General features: G+C 62.9%; 17 protein-coding genes. 6 read left to right on the top strand and 11 right to left on the bottom strand.

What is annotated here, in order from left to right; translation table 11 throughout:
* Positions 1–15: 15 nt before the first annotated feature.
* Together F8A10_RS20770 and uxaC are read right to left on the bottom strand one after the other, a co-directional pair.
* Positions 16–999, bottom strand: a complete 984-nt coding sequence (locus F8A10_RS20770) for a TRAP transporter substrate-binding protein (RefSeq protein ID WP_085501612.1) — start codon at positions 997–999, stop codon at positions 16–18.
* 21 nt (positions 1,000–1,020) lie between these two features.
* Positions 1,021–2,427, bottom strand: coding sequence for a glucuronate isomerase (gene uxaC / locus F8A10_RS20765; RefSeq protein WP_152368376.1), 1,407 nt, complete (start codon positions 2,425–2,427; stop codon positions 1,021–1,023).
* An 87-nt stretch (positions 2,428–2,514) separates the two neighbouring features.
* On the opposite strand from uxaC, the gene F8A10_RS20760 reads away from it, so the two are divergent.
* From F8A10_RS20760 to F8A10_RS20750, 3 genes are all read left to right on the top strand, one after another.
* Positions 2,515–3,210, top strand: coding sequence for a GntR family transcriptional regulator (locus F8A10_RS20760; protein ID WP_139824535.1), 696 nt, complete (start codon positions 2,515–2,517; stop codon positions 3,208–3,210).
* A gap of 68 nt (positions 3,211–3,278) precedes the next feature.
* Complete coding sequence (locus F8A10_RS20755; protein WP_152368375.1) at positions 3,279–3,635, top strand: hypothetical protein; 357 nt, start codon at positions 3,279–3,281, stop codon at positions 3,633–3,635.
* A 75-nt stretch (positions 3,636–3,710) separates the two neighbouring features.
* Positions 3,711–5,180, top strand: a complete 1,470-nt coding sequence (locus F8A10_RS20750; RefSeq protein ID WP_152368374.1) for a multicopper oxidase family protein — start codon at positions 3,711–3,713, stop codon at positions 5,178–5,180.
* A gap of 142 nt (positions 5,181–5,322) precedes the next feature.
* On the opposite strand, the gene F8A10_RS20745 is transcribed toward F8A10_RS20750, so the two are convergent.
* From F8A10_RS20745 to F8A10_RS20705, 9 genes are all read right to left on the bottom strand, one after another.
* On the bottom strand, positions 5,323–6,837 hold the full coding sequence (locus F8A10_RS20745) for an aldehyde dehydrogenase (NADP(+)) (protein WP_152368373.1): 1,515 nt from the start codon (positions 6,835–6,837) through the stop codon (positions 5,323–5,325).
* Between the two features lie 28 nt (positions 6,838–6,865).
* Complete coding sequence (locus tag F8A10_RS20740; protein ID WP_050804216.1) at positions 6,866–7,828, bottom strand: ABC transporter permease; 963 nt, start codon at positions 7,826–7,828, stop codon at positions 6,866–6,868.
* 65 nt (positions 7,829–7,893) lie between these two features.
* Positions 7,894–9,405 carry a sugar ABC transporter ATP-binding protein gene (locus F8A10_RS20735; protein WP_152368372.1) on the bottom strand — a complete coding sequence of 504 codons (1,512 nt, stop codon included), beginning with the start codon at positions 9,403–9,405 and terminating at the stop codon, positions 7,894–7,896.
* 67 nt (positions 9,406–9,472) lie between these two features.
* On the bottom strand, positions 9,473–10,555 hold the full coding sequence (locus F8A10_RS20730; RefSeq protein ID WP_010399500.1) for a sugar ABC transporter substrate-binding protein: 1,083 nt from the start codon (positions 10,553–10,555) through the stop codon (positions 9,473–9,475).
* Between the two features lie 207 nt (positions 10,556–10,762).
* Positions 10,763–11,470 carry a ribose 5-phosphate isomerase A gene (gene rpiA, locus F8A10_RS20725; RefSeq protein WP_085501552.1) on the bottom strand — a complete coding sequence of 236 codons (708 nt, stop codon included), beginning with the start codon at positions 11,468–11,470 and terminating at the stop codon, positions 10,763–10,765.
* 45 nt (positions 11,471–11,515) lie between these two features.
* Positions 11,516–12,355 (bottom strand): MurR/RpiR family transcriptional regulator, encoded by an 840-nt coding sequence (locus F8A10_RS20720; protein ID WP_010399503.1) that lies wholly within the window; start codon positions 12,353–12,355, stop codon positions 11,516–11,518.
* Between the two features lie 16 nt (positions 12,356–12,371).
* Positions 12,372–13,043, bottom strand: coding sequence for an HAD family hydrolase (locus F8A10_RS20715; protein ID WP_010399504.1), 672 nt, complete (start codon positions 13,041–13,043; stop codon positions 12,372–12,374).
* 18 nt (positions 13,044–13,061) lie between these two features.
* A complete protein-coding gene (xylB, locus tag F8A10_RS20710) occupies positions 13,062–14,564 on the bottom strand; it encodes a xylulokinase (protein WP_152368371.1) in 1,503 nt (500 codons plus the stop codon).
* Between the two features lie 3 nt (positions 14,565–14,567).
* Positions 14,568–16,049, bottom strand: a complete 1,482-nt coding sequence (locus F8A10_RS20705) for an aldehyde dehydrogenase family protein (RefSeq protein ID WP_139824537.1) — start codon at positions 16,047–16,049, stop codon at positions 14,568–14,570.
* Positions 16,050–16,285: 236 nt separating this feature from the next.
* On the opposite strand from F8A10_RS20705, the gene F8A10_RS20700 reads away from it, so the two are divergent.
* Genes F8A10_RS20700 through F8A10_RS20690 form a run of 3 tightly spaced genes read left to right on the top strand, consistent with a single transcriptional unit; the run spans position 16,286 to position 19,162 of the window.
* Positions 16,286–17,428 carry a fumarylacetoacetate hydrolase family protein gene (locus tag F8A10_RS20700; protein ID WP_010399511.1) on the top strand — a complete coding sequence of 381 codons (1,143 nt, stop codon included), beginning with the start codon at positions 16,286–16,288 and terminating at the stop codon, positions 17,426–17,428.
* A gap of 11 nt (positions 17,429–17,439) precedes the next feature.
* Complete coding sequence (locus tag F8A10_RS20695) at positions 17,440–18,390, top strand: C-terminal binding protein (RefSeq protein WP_406611906.1); 951 nt, start codon at positions 17,440–17,442, stop codon at positions 18,388–18,390.
* 10 nt (positions 18,391–18,400) lie between these two features.
* A complete protein-coding gene (locus tag F8A10_RS20690) occupies positions 18,401–19,162 on the top strand; it encodes an SDR family NAD(P)-dependent oxidoreductase (protein ID WP_152368369.1) in 762 nt (253 codons plus the stop codon).

The following is a 19,162-nucleotide window of genomic DNA, read 5'->3' as shown; positions in this document are numbered from 1 at the left end:
GCGCGGGCCTGTATGTCACTGGGTTTCCCGGATACGTTTGACCAGGTCCCTGGCTTCGGGGGTGGTCACGTATTTCTCATAGACCGGGGCCATCGCCTCGATGAAGGCGGTCTTGTCCACGTCCTTGACGACCTCGGCACCGGCAGCGATGACCTTTTCTTCGCTGGCCTTTTCCTGTTCAGCCCAAAGCTTGCGTTGCAGCGTGGCCGAGTTCCGGGCCGCTGTGCGCATGATCTCCTGATCCCCGGGGGACAGCTTTTCCCAGCTGGTTTTTGAAACAGCGACCAGTTCGGGCACCATCAGGTGCTGATCCAGCGTAAAGTATTTCGCCACCTCGGCATGGCCCGAGCTGTCATAGCTGGGGAAATTATTCTCGGCGCCGTCGATGACGCCGGTCTGGATCGAGGAATAAACCTCGCCATAGGGCATCGGCGTGGCATTGGCGCCAAGCGCCGACATCATATCCACAAAGACGTCGTTCTGCATGACGCGGAACTTCATCCCCTTCAGGTCCTCGACCGTGCGGATCGGTTGCTTCGAATTGTAAAAGTTACGCGCACCGCCGTCGTAATAGGCCAGCGGGATCAGGCCGTGTTCCGCAAACTGACCGGCGATCTCTTCTCCGATCGGGCCGTCCAGCACCTTATGCAGATGATCCTCGGAGCGATAGAGATATGGCAGCGAGGTGGTTTGCGTGACCGGCACGATGTCGTTGAACGACCCGAATGAGGCGCGCACCATGTCGATGACCCCGAACTGGGTCTGTTCGATCGTGTCCTTTTCCTCGCCAAGCTGGGACGAAGGAAAGACCTCAATACAAATGCGGCCGCCGGTCTTTTCCTTGACCTCGGCCGCCATTGCCTTGACGCCCTCGACAGTCGGATATCCATCCGGATGCGTGTCGGACGAGCGCAGGGTGGTTTCACATTCTGCGCTGGCTGCCCCGGCCAGCGCAGCCGTGACAAGAAAGGCGGTAAGTACGGTATCAAGCAGTTTCATGTCATCCTCCCCGATGAACATTCAAAGTCGATAGGCCCTCTTGGCGAGGCCATAGGTCAGTTCATGCGCCAGCAGCGGCGCTTCTTCGCTGTCCAGCCGGCCTGTGGCGACCAGCGTGGCCAGAAATGCGCAATCCACCCGCCGCGCCACGTCATGCCGGGCAGGGATTGAGCAAAAGGCGCGGGTGTCGTCGTTGAAACCGACGGTATTGCTGAACCCGGCCGTCTCGGTTGTCATCTCGCGAAAACGACGCATGCCCTCGGGACTGTCGTGAAACCACCACGGCGGGCCAAGGCGCAGGCAGGGATAGGCCCCGGCCAGCGGCGCAAGCTCGCGGGCGTAGCTGCTTTCGTCCAGCGTAAACAGGATCACCGTCAGATCGGGGCGCATTCCCACCGCGTTCAAAAGCGGCCGCAAGGCGGTGACGTAATCGGTACGGCCGGGAATATCGAACCCCTTATCCCTGCCGAACATCGCCATCACTGCGTCCGAGTGATTACGCCGTGAACCCGGATGAATTTGCAGCACCAGCCCATCCTCAAGGCTCATGCGTGCCATCTCGGTCAGCATATGGCCGCGAAAGGCGTCGGCCTCGGCCGGGGTGCAGTCGCCGCGCAGCGCCTTTTGAAACAGCGCAGCCGCCTCGGCCTGCGGCAGATCCTCGGTCCGCGCGCTGGGGTGACCGTGATCGGATGAGGTCGCACCGAACTCGCGGAAATAGGCGCGGCGGGCCCGATGCGCATCCAGATAGCCTGCCCAGGTCGCAGTATCAAAACCGGTCTGCTGACCCAGCAGCGCGACATTATCGGCAAAGCCGGGCATTTCAGGGTCGATCACCCCATCAGGGCGATAGGCCGTCACCACCCTGCCCCGCCAGCCCGACTCGCGGATTGCGCGGTGCCAGCGCAGATCGTCCGTCGCCGCCTCGGTCGTGGCCAGAACCTCGATACCGAAACGCTCATATAGCGCACGCGGCAGGAACTCGGGCCGGGTCAGACAGTCCGAGATATGGTCGTAATACCAATCCGCGGTTTGTGCCGACAGGCGCCGGTCGATGCCAAAGACATGCTGAAAGGAATGGTCCAGCCACAGACGCGACGGTGTGCCGGCAAAGAGGTGATAATTGCTGGCAAAAAGCCGCCAGATCTTGCGCCCATCCGTCTCAGTCGGGCCGCCGTCGACGCGCGGCACGCCCAGATCGGTCAGCGCCACCCCCTGCGAGGCAAGCATACGGAACACGTAATGATCAGGCGTGACGAATAGCTGCGCCGGATCGGGAAAAGGCTGATTTTCGGCAAACCAGCGCGGATCGGTATGGCCATGCGGGCTGACGATCGGCAGGTCGCGCACATCCTCGTATAGCGCACGCGCCAGATCGCGCAGCGCGGGTTCGGGTGGAAACAACCGATCCTCGTCCAGCAACGGCATTCGCAACCCCCTCCCGAATCGCCTTGCAGTTCCTCTAGTCATCTAATATGCTAGTCTGGTAATGTGGTCAACGTTATGGTTTCGCTGATGCCGACAGATGCCGCCGCCCTGCCCATTCTTGACGACCTGCGCCCGCGCACGGTGACCGATCAGGTTTATGACGCGCTTTATCAACGGGTTATCAACCTGACCCTGCCCCCTGGTGCCCGCCTGTCCGAGGCAGAGGTTGCGGCGCAGATGGGCGTTTCGCGTCAGCCGGTCCGCGATGCATTCTTTCGCCTGTCCCAGCTTGGCTTTATTCAGATCCGCCCGCAGCGTGCGACCATCGTGACGCAAATCTCGGCCGGGGCGATCCGTCAGGCGCATTTCATCCGGCTGGCGCTTGAAACCGCCTGCATGCGCGAGGCGGCCCGTATCCTGACATCGCAGGATCATGACGCGCTTGCCGATCTGATCGACCGGCAAGAGGTCGCCATCCGCGCCGACGACCGCAGCAGCTTTCACGAGCTGGACGACCAGTTTCACCACGACATCTGCGCGGCCTCGGGGCTGGAGTTCGTCTGGACCTTGGTCAAGGACAACAAAGGTCACATGGACCGCGCCCGCTATCTGTCGCTGTCCTATAACGCGCATAACGCGTGGGAAGAGCATAAGATGATCCTTGCCGCCCTGCGCGAACGGGATGAGGAAAAGGCCGTAGCCGCCATTGATCTGCACCTGTCGCGCATTCATGGCACACTGGATCGGCTGCGCGTCGAGCAACCCGAAATGCTGGGGTTGTAAGGTCCGTTGCCAGGGTTGTGACCGCGACGGCAATGGACTTCGCACCCGCCGGCTTCTATCCTGTATCCATGTTTTCGCGCCTTGTTGCCATGCTTGCCATAACCGTGTTCGCCGCCATGTCAGCGGCAACCCCGGCGCATGCGGCGCGGCTTGGTGCCGAGCCGGACCACGCGATTCATGTCAGCGAGATGATGCAGGTGGCGGACTGCAACCAAGCGCCCTGCCACGGTGAAAAGCATCGCAGCCCCATTGATCCCGGCGGTTGCGAGCTGCTTTGCACCGGCCTTTCGGCACTGCTGGCGCCTGTGGCCGAAGGCACGGGCCGCGATGTTTTGCGCAACCGCCATGCCCTGCCTTTGGGCACAACCGTTGCCGGTCAGACGCCTGCGCTGAACGAGCCGCCTCCCAAACCTCGTCTCCTTTGATCGCGCCCGGGCCCTTTGGCCCAGGGCGTTTCGTCAATTCCAGTGAACGGGACCATCCGTCCCGAGGAGACAATCATGAATACGATTTCCCGACGCGGCATCCTTGCCGCCGGCGCTGCCGTGCTGGCCTGTGCCCATCTGCCCCGCACCGCTTCGGCCAAAGAGGCCGCCCCGCTGAACCTGCGCGCCACCAGCCGGGTGCTGGATATCGACGGCCGCGCCGCCTCTGTCTGGGGTCTTGCCGGGCCGAACGGGCAGGGCCTGACGCTTGATCCCGGCACGCGTTTCCGGGTCGATCTGCGCAATGAGCTTGATGCCAGAACGCTGATCCACTGGCACGGCCAGATCCCACCGAACGCTCAGGATGGGGTGCCGGACATGCCGATGCCGATGCTCGCCCCCGGGGAAAGCCGCGCCTATGACTTTGCGCCCCTGCCCGGCACCTATTGGATGCACGCCCATGTGCCGCTGCATGAAATGCGCCTGCTGGCCGCGCCGCTGATCATACGCAGTGCCGAGGATATCTCCAGCGACCGGCAAGAGGTGGTGATGTTCCTGCACGATTTCTCGTTCAAGACCCCGGAAGAGGTGATGGCCGAGATTCTGGGCGGGCATGGGATGGCCGCAGATCACGGCAGCGGCCATGGGGCCGAGCCGGCCGGCATGGCCGCAATGGACCATGGCGCGATGATGGGTATGGGCGCCATGGGTGACATGAACGGCATGGCGATGGACCTGAACGACTACGACTGGGACGCCTATCTTGCCAATGACCGCACGCTTTCGGACCCGGAAGTGGTGCAGGTCGAACGCGGCGGGCGCATCCGCCTGCGGGTAATCAACGCCGCAGCAGCAACGGTGTTCTGGATCGAGACCGGGCAGGCCCCGGCGCGGCTGGTCGCGGTGGACGGACATGCGGTTCAGCCGCTTGCGGGCAACCGGTTCGGCCTTGCCATGGGGCAGCGGCTGGATCTTGAAATCGACCTGCCGCCCGAGGGCGGTGCCTGGCCAATCCTTGCGCTGCGAGAGGGTGCGCGCGAACGCACCGGTCTGATTCTGGCCACACAAGGGGCCGAGGTCCGGCGCCTTGACGCCATGGCAGAGACAGCCGCGCCCGCCTTTGACACCGATCTGGCGCAAGAGACACATCTGACCGCCGCCGATCCCCTGCCGGACCGGCCGGTCGAGCGCCGGCATATGGTAATGCTTGGCGGCTCGATGCAACCCTATGTCTGGACCATTGACGGCGCGGTCTGGGGACGTCACCGCCCGCTGGCCGCGACCAGCAAAGAGCGGGTCGTACTGTCCTTTCACAACATGTCGATGATGGGCCATCCGATGCATTTGCACGGCCATGTGTTCCAGGTCGTCGGACTGAACGGCCGCGCGGTCAGAGGCGCGTTGCGCGATACCGTCTATGTGCCGCCGATGTCGATGGTCGATGTGGCCCTGGATGCGGGTGAGGCCGCGCGATGGATGCTGCATTGTCACCATATGCCGCATCTTGAAACCGGCATGATGACCGAATTCGCGGTCAGTGCATAAGGTCCGCTTTCAGCGCCCGCCGACGCGTTGCAGGTTCAGGCCTGCAACGCAAAGACCCGCCCCATAACGGGTGGCAAAGCTACTGAACGGCCCGTATTGATCGCCATGGGCGGGCACGAACACGCCCGCCCTAATCCTGTCATCAGCCAAGATCGGCAGGCAGCAGTTCCGCGGGAAGGTTCTGATAGCAGACCGGACGCAGGAACCGGCGAATTGCCATGGTGCCGACCGAGGTCGCCCCGAAGTTCGTCGAGGCTGGATAGGGGCCGCCATGGACCATGGCGTCGCAGACCTCGACCCCGGTTGGATAACCGTTGATCAGGATCCGCCCTGCCTTACGCTCCAGCACCGGCATCAGCCGCGCGGCAACCTGCGCGTCACCAGCATCCATATGCAAGGTGGCGGTCAGCTGCCCGGCAAGACCAAGCGCCAGCTCTTGCATCGTCCCGATCGAAGGGGCCCGTACGACAAGGCCAAGCGGACCAAAGACCTCTTCTGCCAGAGAGTGATCGGACAGGAAGGCCGAGGCCGGAACTTCGTAAAGGTTCGGCCCGACATCCCGGCCCGTGCTGTTGGTGACATGGACAGGACGCACCGGATTGCCGGCATCAAGCCGCGCCTTGCCAGCCCGATAGGCATCGGCCATGGCAGCGGTCAGCATGGTCTGCGGGGCGACAGTTGCCAGCGCCTCGGCTGTCGCAGCGACAAGCGCATCGCCCGCGGCACCTTCGGGGACGATGGCAATGCCGGGTTTCGTGCAAAGCTGGCCCGCGCTGCCCGTCATGGACACAGCCCAACCCTGCCCGATCTGTGCACCGCGCGCCTTTAGCGCTTCGGGCAGGATGAACATCGGATTGACCGAGCCAAGCTCGCCAAAGAAGGGGATCGGCTCGGGCCGCGCGGCGCAAAGGTCAAACAGCGCCCTGCCCCCGCCGAGGCTGCCGGTAAAGCCCACCCCCCTGATCAGCGGATGCTGGACCAGCGCCGAGCCGACCTTGCGGTCGCCGCCCTGCACCAGCGAAAAGACCCCGGGATGGACGCCGCAGCCCCGAATGGCGGCGTGGATCGCCTCGGCCACGATCTCGCTGGTGCCGGGATGGGCCGAATGGCCCTTGACCACCACCGGGCAGCCCGCCGCCAAAGCCGAGGCCGTGTCACCCCCGGCAACCGAAAAGGCGAGCGGAAAGTTCGAGGCACCAAAAACCGCAACCGGCCCGATCGGACGCTGGATCAGACGCAGATCCGGGCGCGGCAAAGGCTGACGATCCGGCAGGGCCGGATCATGCCTGCGGTCCAGATACTCCCCCTCCAGGATGGTCCTGGCAAAAAGCCGCAACTGTCCGGTCGTGCGGCCGCGCTCTGCGTTCAGGCGCGCCTCGGGCAGGCCGGTTTCACGGGTGCCGATCCCGGTAATCTCGGGACCGCGGGCCTCGATCTCATCGGCGATGGCGTTCAGGAAGGCGGCACGTTCTTCGCGCGTGCTGTAGCCATAGGCCCAAAAGGCCTTTTCGGCGGCCTGCGCGGCGCGGTCAATCAGCTCGATCGTGCCCACCGAGAAATGGTCGGCCTGCCCCCATGCGGGCTCATTGCGGAATGTCTCATCCGTGGCGATCCATTCGCCGGCGATCAGATGCCTGCCATGCGGAGTGAACGTCATTTCTTGCCTTTCCTGGAGTTTTGGCGGGTCAGCCGAAATAGCGAACCCGGATGGCGTCGATGGCCACGGCGATAAAGATCATCACTCCGCCGATCATGCCGACATAGAACGAGGGAACGTTGATGATCGCCAGCCCGACCTGAATGACCGTCAACAGCAGCACGCCGCCCAGCACGCCCCGCACATTGCCGCGACCGCCAAAGACGCTGACCCCGCCGATGATCGGGGCGGCGATGGCATAAAGCAGATAGCTCGACCCCTGGTTCGAGGTGATCGCCATCTGCCATGAGGCAAGCAGGAACCCCGCAAGCGCCGCCAGAAAACCCGAGATGGTATAGGTGATGACCTTGATGCGGTCGACGCGGATCCCGGCCGAGTTCGAGGCGACGGGATTGCCGCCCACCGCATAGATCGAGCGCCCCAGCACAGTGCGTTGCAGCACCACGCCCATCACCGCAAGCGCAAGCAGAAACACCACCGGCATGATCGGCCAACCGCCAATGGTCGCCTGCCCGATCCAGACATAGCCGTCCGCAAGATTGGTCAGCGTCTTGCCCTGCGTCAGCGCCAGCAACGCGCCTTGCAGGATGATCATCATCGACAGGGTTTCGATCAGCGAAACCATCTTGAGCCGGGTGATACAAAAGCCGTTGAAAAACCCGATAAAGGTACCCACGGCCAGCCCTGCCAGCATGGCGATGAACCACGGCAGCCCCAGATCCGAATAGGCAAGTGCCCCAACAGCCGCCGAAAAACCGGCATTGGCGGGGATCGACAGGTCAATCTCGGCCACCAGCAACGGCAGGGCAACGGCCAGACCCAGCATGCCCAGCACCGTCGCCTGGACCATCACGTTTTGCAGGTTGAAGACGGTCAGGAAATAGTCGTTGAACGCGCCAAAGATCGCCACCAGCGCGATCAGCCAGATCCAGACAACATTGTGCAGCACCCAGCCCAGCACTGCGTGACCACTGGCCTTGTCCTTTGCCATGCCGACGCCTGGCGCGGCATTGACCGTTGCGTTGCTCATAGCCGGTTCTCCTTTCGGGGGGCGCGTCATGCCTGCACCGAGGCGCGCAGACGCTCGACAGAGATTTCATCTCCGCTCAGGGTTTCCTTGATGCTGCCATGGTCAAAGACGCAGACCCGGTCGGTGGCGCGCACCAGCTCATCAGTGTCGGTCGAAACGATGATCACCGACACTCCGGTATCGCTAAGCTCGTCGATGATGCGCAGCACATCCTGCTTGACGCCGACGTCGATCCCGCGCGTCGGCTCATCAACGATCAGCAGGCGCGGGTTCGTTGCCAGCACCCGCCCAAGGCACACTTTCTGCTGATTGCCGCCGCTAAGCGTATCGACCGCATATTCCGGCCCCGGAGCCTTGACGCCCATCGCGCCGAAATAGCGCGCGACAACCCCGGCCTCGGCCTTGTGGTCGATAAAGCCCATCCGCGAACGTGCATTCAGCGATGACAGCGCGATATTGTCGCCAATCGACATTTGCCCGACGGCCCCGTCCTTGCGCCGGTCGTCGGAAAGATAGGCGATGCCCGCGTCGAAAGCGGCGCGCGGGTTGCCCGGCAAGGCAGTTTCATGCCCGTCAAGCCAGATCAAGCCGGATGCCGGATGCAGCCCAAAGATCGCGCGCGCCAGCTCTTTGGCGCCTGCGCCGGGCAGGCCGGTAAAGCCCAGAACCTCACCCGGCGCGATATCCAGCGCCTCGACTGACAGGTTCTTGCCAGCCACCTTGCGCAACCTGACGGCAGGCGCCTTGTCCGAATGATCGCGACGGTGGCGCTGAAACAGCTCAAGCCCGCGTCCAAGCACCAGCTCTGTCAGCTGTTCAGAGCTTAGCGCGGCGACATCCTCGGATCCGCCAGCCAGACTGCCGTCGCGCAGCACCGAAACCGCGTCGCAGATTTCCAGGATCTCGTCATTGTAATGCGAGATAAAGATAAAGGTGACGCCCTGAGCCTTGAGCCTGCGCATAAAGTCGAAAAGGGCGCGGCGGTCGGCCACGGTCAGCGCGGCGGTCGGCTCATCCAGGATGATGACCCTGCCGCCCGAAAACATGGCCCGCAGGATGTTCAGCTTGCGACGCGACACCGCATCCAGACGACCGGCGGTGACCGAGCCGTCAATCCCCGACCCGGCCAGCATTCGCGCCGCATCGGCGCGCAGCTTTTTCCAGTCCACGAAACCGCCGCGGTTCGGCCAGATGCCGAGCATCAGGTTCTCCGCCGCGGTCATGTTGTCGATGATCATCGGCTCTTGCGTGACCAGAAAGACGCCGGCCTCTTCCATCGCCTTGACATCGACCTGCTCCAACGGCCGGCCATCCATCAGGATGCGCCCGGATGTCGGGGTGTTCTGGCCCGAGATGATGCCAACAAGTGTCGATTTTCCGGCACCATTCTCGCCCAGAAGGCCATGAATCGTACCGCGGCGGATTTCCAGCGACACACCGCGCAGCGCCCTGACAGCACCATAGGTCTTTGTCACGTCCTCGATCCGCAGGATCGTGTCAGCGGCCATATCCATGCCGCGCGTGTCATGAACTGTCATCGCATCCCTCCCCGGACCTCAAACGGCCGGAGCGCGAACCGCTCCGGCAAGGATCGCAATGCGGCGATCAGGTATAGGGAATGCCCCATTCCTTTTCGGCCACAGCACCCCAGTGACGCGGATCGGCCGCATTATCGCCGTTGATGACAAAGGGCGGGATAATCAGCGTCGGACCGGTCTTGCCCTCGACGATCTCGCCCTTTTCCCAGAAATATTTCTGGTTCTCATAGGCGCCGATCGGCACCGCCTCGCCCTTGAGCGCATGTTTGACGATCATCTCGACAGCGATCTCGCCATAGGCGATCGGGTCTTGCGAGACGCAGGCGTCCATATAGCCTTCCTGAATCCATTTCAGCGCGACCGGCTCGCCGTCGATATTGACAAAGATGACATGGCCATCCTCGCCCACCTTCTTCCAGCGGCCCTTTTGCTGCAACGCCGTGGCGATGCCGCGTGCGGGCGAATCCGAAGGCGCGTGGACCGCGTCCAGATCGGGATATTCCGACAGGGTCGACAGCGTCACCGACAGCATCTGTTCAAGCTGACCTTCGGTCGGGCGGTCCAGATACCTGATGTCGGGATATTGCGCAAAGACCGAGTCCATCCCCTCTTTGCGCAGCCGCCACGCCACGGATGCCAAGGCACCATAGCAGTTCAGAACCGTGCCTTTGGGGCTGCCGTGTTTCTTGATCAGCCGGTCCACGATCTCTTGCGCGGCCATGACGCCGCCCTGGAAGTTGTCAAAGCTGACGGTGATCGCGACATCGCCGCCATCGGCGGGCGTGTCGATGATGCCGACCGGGATATTCTGGCGATTATAGCGCCGGATCGCCGAGACGATGGCCTGGCTGTCGATCGGATCCGAGATGATGGCCGAAGGCTTGGACAAAAGCAGGCTCTGCCATTGTTCAAGCTGTCGGGTGTTGTCGAAATTCGCATTGGTGGCCTGAAAATCACCACCGGCCGCAGCGACGGCGCGTTTAACCGCCTCTTCCTGGATCACAAAGAAATAGTAATCGAGGCTCTTGTTCGAATAAGGGATCGACAAGGCGCCCTGCGCGAAAGCGCGCGGCCCCATCAACGCCCCCAATCCCAGCGCCGCACCCCCTGCAAGTACGTTGCGCCGGCTGATTCCGATCTGCCTGGTCATAGCTCCCTCCCCAGAGTTTTCTGGTATGTAGTAATACTAGATATTCTCTGATTCTGTCAAGCAAACCCGCCGATGAGCTTGCTATTTATTAGCAGATAATCCCCACGAACCGACGAGTTTTTCTAGGAAATTTTGCAATTTTCGTCTGCCCCGCGCAGGAACTGCCCGCGCGGGTCTGCTTTTGGGCGGATTTGAAGTTTTACTAGATCAGCGCATCTTTACATAGGACGTACCGTCGAAACAGCCGACGACCATGCCGGCCGCCTCGCGGGTGAAAAGCCCGTTCTCGACCACGCCCGGAATGCGGTTCAGTTCGATTTCCAAAGCTGCGGGATCAGCGATCACCGGGCCACAATGGCAATCAAGGATAAAGTTGCCGCTGTCTGTCACCACGGGCTGATCATCGCGCATACGCCGTTCAATGCGGACACCCTCGATACCATGCCTGGCGAGGGTGCGTGCCACCATGCGCTGTGTCTGTTTCCAGGCAAACTGCACCACCTCGACGGGCAAAGGAAACTTGCCAAGGCAATCTACGATCTTGGTCTCATCGCACACACAGATCATCTGCTTTGAGGCATGTGCAATGATCTTTTCCCACAACAGACAGGCGCCACCGCCCTTGATCATGTTAAAGCTGCGATCAATTTCGTCCGGTCCATCCACGGTCAGGTCCAGTTCGCCGATATCATTGGGATCAGTGATTTCGATACCCACTTCGCGGGCCACGTCGATGGTCGAACGCGAGGTCGTGGTGCAGGTCAGCTTCAGCCCTTGGGCGACGTGTTTGCCCAGTTCGCGCACAAAGAAATGCGACGTGGTCCCCGAACCAAGGCCCAGCTTCATCCCGTCATGGATAAAGTCCTGGATCACCCGGCGCCCCGCGAGTTTCTTGGCTTCGTCTTGCTGGCTCATTCCTGTCTCCTCCGGCGCGGACCCTGCCGCACATCTTCATGGTCTTCAGATCTTGTCCGTCTGCCAGCTATCCAGTGCCGGAAGCTGGTCGGGGAACTCGCTGCCGCTGGCGATGGCAATGGCGGTCACCAGCATATTGGTGACCAGATGATGGTTCAGCCGCGAGGCAAGGGGCGTCATCAGCTCGGTCCGGTCATAGGGCAGGACCGCGATGACCGCGTCCGAAACACGGGCAAGCGGGCTGTCTGCGGCCGCGACCGAAACCACGCGGGCACCCCCGGCGCGGGCGGCAATCGCGACCTCGACCATCTGTTTGGTATGGCCGGATTGCGAAAAGATCAGCGCAACCTCACCCGGGCGTGCGCGTTCGGCGTGCATCCATTGCCGTTGCTTGCCCAGCAGCGCCTGACAGCGCATCCCCAGCCGCTGAAACTTGTGTTCGGCGTCCAGAGCGTTCACCTCGGAAATGCCGGTGGCATAGATGCCGGTCCAGCTTGCCGCCTGCAAAAGCCGCGCGCCCTCGCCCACCTGCTCGGGGTCCAGATCCTCGGCCAGCCGCTGTACCGCGTTCAGCGAGTTGCGGCAGGTCTTGCGCACGATATTGGCAACGCTGTCCTGCGGCGTGATCTGCTCATAAGCAAAGGGGGCCGACGGCACGAGACTTTGCGCAAGGTTCAGCTTGAAGTCCTGATAGCCTTCGAACCCGAACCGGCGGCAAAAGCGCATGATCGTCGGATCGCTGACCGAACACAGTTCCGACAGCCGCGCCATGCTCATATGGATCACCTCTGACGGAGAGGCGCCGACATAATCGGCAACCCGCCGCTCGGCCGGGCGCATTTCGTCGCGTTCGTGCAAAATTCGCTGCAGCAGGCTGACGGTCATCGCTAACTCCTGATCATTATCCCGCCGCAGCGGCCACCCGTTCCTGCTGCAACAGATCCGCCAGACGGGTCAACCTGTGGCTAGCTGCCACCTCGACCCCCGCGCCGCCGCCCCAGGGCACCGCATAGAACGGCACCGCCGCCGCCCGCGCCGTCGCCTGATCGACCGGAGTGTCGCCGACATAGGCCCAGGTTCCGGGTTGCAGCTGCATCGCCTCGGCCACCGCCATCAGATGGCCGGGGTCGGGCTTGCAGGCTGCCACCGCATCCGCACCCACCGCCGCATCAAACAGATCGGCAAGGCCCAGCCGCTCAAGCACCTTACCGGTGATCGCATGGTTCTTGTTCGTGCAGATTCCCAGCCGCAGCCCCGCCGCGCGCAGGGCGGCAAGATCCTCGGGGACGTGATCAAAGAACCGGGTCCGGCCAGCCGGATCGCCCAGATAGGCGCGCAAATAGCCCTGATACGCCCGCTCGACCGCCGCATCGTCATAGAGGATGGCCTGATCGTCCAGAATGTCAGTGATCAGGCGACGTGAGCCGTTGCCGATGAACTGTTCGACATAGCGGGGGTCAAGCCCGGGCCAGCCGTTGTCCTGAAAACCCACGCTCAACGCCGCAGCGATGTCGGGCGCGCTGTCGATCAGCGTTCCGTCCAGGTCGAATATGAACGCGGAATAGGCGGGCATGAAAGCGGGCTCCTGCTGTTACTGGTCGAAAATGGCATCGCCGAGCGCGGCAAACCTGTCGCTCAGCACCGGATAGAGTGAGCGATAGATCTGATGGGCGCGCGCATAGACCACGCTGGCTGCGGGGTCGGGTACGTCGCACGTCAGGTCACGGCATGAGCGCGCGGCGGTCGTCGCATCGGGCCAGACCCCAGCGGCAACCCCCGCGACCAGCGCGGCACCAAAGGCCGCGCCTTCGGCGGCACCCTCGGTCGTCACCACATCGCAGCCGAACATATCGGCCTGAATCTGACGCCATAACGCCGAGCGCGCACCGCCACCCGAGGCCTTGACCACCCGCCCAGCAATCCCCATCGGCTGCATCAGCGCGTGCATGTCGATAAAGGCATGGACCACGCCTTCCATCAGCGCGCGGGTCATGTCACCCCGCTGATGACGGGCCGTCAGGCCGACAAAGGCACCCCGGGCTAAGGGGTCGGGATGGGGGCAGCGTTCCCCGTTCAGATAAGGCAGAAACAGCAATCCCCTGGCCCCGGCCGGGCTTTCGGCCGCCTCGGCCACAAGCTGATCAAACGAGACGTCAGCGCAAAGCGTATCGCGGAACCAGCCCATCGCGCCCCCCGCATTCAGCGACACGCCCATGCAATGCCACTTGTCAGGTGCGACATTGCAGAAAACCTGCAGCTTGCCATCGGGATTGTCCTGCGGAACATCCAGCGCCGCGGCCAGAATACCGGCCGTGCCAATGGTCGTTTGCAACTCGCCCGGTGCGATCACGCCCGAACCGATGGTCTGAATGACGCTGTCACCGCCGCCGCCCGCGACGGGCACCCCTTCGGGCAGGCCGAACAGCGCCGCGCCCTTGGCGGAGATACGACCGGTAACCTCCTGCGATTCAAAGACCGGAGGCAAAAGCGCGGGGTCGATACCGGCAGTCTCGATCAGCCCCTTGGCCCATTGCCGGCGGCGGACGTCAAAAAGCCCGGTCCCCGAAGCATCCGACACCTCGCTTGCCACCTCACCCGTCAGGCGCAGCCGTAAATAATCCTTGGGGTTCAGCATCAGGGTCATGCGCGCGAACAGCTCGGGCTCGTGGTTGCGCATCCACAGGATCTTGCCCCCGGTATAACCGACGAGCATCCGGTTATTGGTGGCGGCAAGCAGCCCCTCTGACCCGCCGGCGGCCTTGGCCAACGCCTCGCATTCGGCGCTGTTGCGCTGGTCATTCCACAGGATCGCCGGGCGCAGAACCCGATGCCCTGCGTCCAGAGGCGTCAGCCCGTGCATCTGACCCGAAAGGCCGACGCAAAGGATATCGACCCCCGGCGCCTTAGCCAACGCCCCGGCGACGGCCTTTCGCGCGCCCTCGATCCACAATTCGGGATCCTGCTCGGTCCAGCCGGGTCGCGGCTGCGCCAGCGGATAGGTCGCAGTATCTGCCGCGATCACCGCACCGTCGGTGCCTATCAGCAGCGCCTTGCAACCCGAGGTGCCGATGTCGATGCCCAGAAGCGCCTGCATGGCTCAGCCCCCGACACCGTGATGCAGCCTGACATGCTTGAAGTTGAAATACTCCAGCAGCCCCTCGCGCCCATGTTCATAGCCGACACCGCTTTGTCTGCGGCCGCCATAGGGGGCATTCATGATACCGGCATCAACATTGTTCAGCGCGACATTGCCATAATCCAGCCCGCCCGACAGGGCATGAATCTCGGTCAGATCGCGGGCATAGGCATAGGCGGCCAGCCCGTAAGGCGTATCATTGGCAAGGGCGATCGCTTCGGCCAGTTCATCATAAGGCGCAACGCCGACCAGAGGGCCAAAGGTCTCTTCGGTCATCACCAGCATCTCATGGGTGCAATCGGCAACCACCGTCGGGCGGAAGAAATGCCCTTTGGCATATTCCGCCCCCTCAGGCGCCCTGCCGCCCGCAACCAGCCGCGCCCCGCGCGCCAATGCATCCTCAAGATGGGCGCGGGTCTTGGCCAACGGCTCGGCCGAGGCCATGGCACCCAGATCAGCCGACGGATATTTCAACCCATCATGCACGCCAAGCGCATCCGCCGCCTGCCCCAGCCCGGCCAGAAACTCTTGGTAAATCGAGCGGTGGACATAGATCCGGTTGATCGCAATGCAGATCTGGCCGCAATTGCGAAAGCTGCGCCGCGCAGCACCCTTGACCGCCGCCGCCACATCCGCGCTGGCGGTCACGATCATCGGACAGTTGCCGCCCAGCTCAAGCGACAGCCGCTTGACCTGCGGGCAGGTCTGCTGAATGTGCAGACCCACCGCGCTGGAGCCGGTGAAGGCAATCTTGTCGACCTGCGGATGTTCGACCAGCGCCTGTCCGACCTGCGACCCCTTACCCGTCAGCACGTTGACGACGCCTGCGGGAATCCCGGCCTCAAGGCATTTCGCGGCAATCGCCAGCGCGGTAAAGGGCGTCAGTTCGGCCGGCTTGATGACAATCGAGCAACCGGCAGCAAGGCTGGCACAAAGTTTCCACCCCACCAGCTCGGCCGGATAGTTCCACGGCGTGATCGCGCCCACGACGCCGATGGGTTCGCGCACCACCAGACTTTGAAAGCCCGGCTGATCGTTCGGGACAATCTCGCCATGCACGCGGGTCGCCTCTTCGGCGTAGAAATGACAGGCTTCGGCCAGTTTCAGGATCTCGCCCCTGGCCTCATTGACTGGCTTGCCCTGTTCGGCCGTCATGATCTGGGCCATCATCGCGGCATCGGCAGCAATCAGATCGCCCAGCCGGTGCAGCGCCGCGGCGCGGGTCTTGGGCAGCTCTGCCGCCCAGGGACGGAACGCCCGGCGCGCGGCCTGAACGGCAGCCTCGATTTCGGGGGCAGTCGCGGCAGCAATATGGCCGATGACCTCGCAGGTCGCGGGATTTTCGACGGGCAGCCGGTCGCCCGCTCCGCGCTGAAAGGCGCCGTCGATAAAGAGCATGCCGTCCAGCCGGACAATCGCTTCCAAGATTGACTGATCTGTCATGGCTTCGGCCTCCCTCATCGTCATGGCGCCAAAATATAGCATAACTACATTCTGACAAGAGGGATTGTTCCGATAGGTCGAAAAACCATCAGACCCTAGATATTACATTAATATTTCTTACGGAATTTCTCTTATCAACGTGATTTCTGGAAATTTTCGCCTGTGCCTGCGCCATCCCGCTTGACGTAAATCGCGGCATGTATGTAGTTTCACTAGCAACCGAGGAGGTAAGACTCATGCTACCCAATTCCCCCGAAACCGCAAAGCTTGTTGGCCGCATCTGGCGCCCGGGCATCGGCCCATCCGTGGTGATCCTGCGCGCAGGTGCCGTGATCGACGTGACCGAATCGGTCGTCTCCATGGCCGATTTTCTGGACAATGATCCAGCCGCCCGTTTCGATACCCTGACCGGGGAAACCATCGGCACCCCTGATGATCTGGTGCTGGACCCGGCCGAGATGGGCTATCACGGCACCCGGCCATGCCTGCTTGCCCCTTGCGATTTTCAGGCGCTGAAGGCCTGTGGGGTCACCTTTGCCCGCAGCATGGTCGAACGGGTGATCGACGAGCGCACATCGGGCGATCCGGCCCGCGCGGATCAGCTGCGCCAGCGCATCGGCGCACTGATCGGGGACAGCCTGTCAAATATCGAGGCTGGCTCGGCCAAGGCGGCCGAGGTCAAGGCGGCGCTGATCGCCGAGGGGCTATGGTCGCAATACCTTGAGGTCGGGATCGGCCCCGACGCCGAAGTCTTTACCAAATCCCAACCGATGTCGGCGGTCGGCCATGGCGCGCAGGTCGGCGTGAACCGCATCTCGAACTGGAACAACCCCGAACCCGAGGTGGTGCTGGCGGTGGACAGCAGGGGTAACATTCGCGGTGCGACGCTGGGCAATGACGTAAACCTGCGTGATGTCGAGGGCCGCTCGGCCCTGCTGTTAGGCAAGGCCAAGGACAACAACGCCTCCTGCGCCATCGGCCCCTTTATCCGGCTGTTCGACGATGACTTTACGCTTGCAGATATCGAAAAGGCGACGCTGACCATGTCGGTGACCGGCACCGACGGCTTTCACATGTCCGGCCGTTCGAACATGGCCGAAATCAGCCGCAAGCCCGCCGATCTGGTCGCCCAGACGATGAACGCCTCGCATCAATATCCCGACGGGTTCATGCTGTTTTTGGGCACGATGTTCGCGCCGACACAGGACCGGGCCGAAAAGGGTTCGGGCTTTACGCATAAAACCGGCGATGTGGTCGAAATCTCGACCCCGCTGCTCGGCACATTGCGCAATACCGTGGTCCATTCCGACGAGGCCGCACCTTGGACCTTTGGCACCCGCGCCCTGATGCGTAACCTGGCCGGACGGGGGCTGCTGTGAGCGACGCCACTCTGAAACTGGTCGTCACCGATCAGGCATTTGGCAATACCCGGCATGAGCAGGCTGCCGCCAGGGCTGCCGGCGCGACATTCGCCGAGTTTGCGTGCCGCAGCGAGGACGAAACGCTGGACGCCGTAAGGGGCGCAAATGCCGTGCTGAACAACTTTGCCCCGATGACCCGCAAGGTCATGGCCGCGATGGCGCCGGGCGCGGTCGTGGTACGCTATGGCGTCGGAGTCGATAATGTCGATCTTGCCGCGGCGCGCGATCTGGGCGTGCGGGTCTGCAACGTTCCCGATTACGGGGTCGATGAGGTCGCCGACCATGCCGCCGCGATGACGCTGGCATTGGCCCGCAAGCTTGGCCGCTATGACAACGGCATCCGCGCCGGAGAGTGGAAGATTGACCGGATGGTGGACGGCCTGCGCTCGCTGCGCGACACCACGGTCGGCCTGATCGGGCTGGGTCGGATCGCGCGGGCCTATGCGGCGCGGATGGCTGTTTTTGGTTGCCGCATCACCGGCTTTGACCCTTTCGTCCCCGAGGATCAGATCCGCGCGGCGGGCATCACCCCCCTGTCCCGCGATGAGGTGATCGGCACGGCCAATATCCTGTCGCTGCACGTCCCCCTGACGCCCGAGACCCGCCACCTGATCAATGCCGCCGCCATTGCACGGATGCCGAAAGGGGCGATCCTGATCAACTGCTCGCGCGGGGGGCTGATGGACGAGGATGCGTTGGCCACAGCGTTGGTTTCTGGGCAACTGTCGGGCGCCGGTCTGGACGTCTTTGAAAAAGAGCCGCTGCCGCAGGACTCGCCCCTGCGCAAGGCGCCACATGTGATCATGTCGCCCCATGCTGCCTTTTATTCCGACGCCTCGGTCGATGCGCTGCAAAGACTGGCATCCGAAGAGGCCTTGCGTGGACTTCGCGGTGAACCGCTGCGCTGCGCGCTGACCTGAGGGGGATCGAATGGACTACAGGACAAGACAGGATCTGACCGGCAGGCTGGCGCTGGTTACCGGCGCAGGTCAGGGCATCGGCGCCGCTATTGCCGAGGCGCTGGCCGGGACCGGGGCCGAAGTAATCTGCACCGACATCCAGCGCGACCGGGCCGAGGCGACCGCCAGCGATCTGACGGCCAAAGGCTTCGCCGCCCGGGCCAAGGCGCTGGACGTGACAGATAGCGCCGCAATCGAAACGCTGGCAAAGAGCCTGCCGCCGCTGGATATTTTGGTCTGCAACGCCGGGATCGTTTCGAACACTCCGGCCGAGGAAATGACCGATGCAGAATGGGACAAGGTCATCGCCGTCAACCTGACCGGGGTGTTTCGCACCTGCCGCGGCTTTGGACGGCGGATGATTGAGGCCGGGCGCGGGTCGATCATCAATATCGGCTCGATGTCGGCCCAGATCGTCAACGTGCCACAACCGCAATGCCATTATAATGCGTCCAAAGCCGGGGTGCATCACCTGACGAAATCGCTGGCGGTCGAATGGGCCGCGCGGGGTGTGCGCGTCAATGCCGTTGCCCCGACCTATATCGAAACGCCGCTGCTGCACGGGCTGGAAAGCCAGCCGGGGCTGGTCTCTCGCTGGCTTGAGATGACACCCGCCGGACGGATGGGGCAACCACATGAGATCGCCTCGGTTGTGCAGTTTCTTGCGTCGGACGCATCAAGCCTGCTCACCGGTGCGATTATCAATGCGGATGCAGGCTATACTTGCATTTGA

The organism is Paracoccus kondratievae (genome assembly GCF_009301415.1).
GTDB lineage: Bacteria > Pseudomonadota > Alphaproteobacteria > Rhodobacterales > Rhodobacteraceae > Paracoccus > Paracoccus kondratievae.
This window is presented reverse-complemented; position numbering and strand designations above follow the sequence as displayed.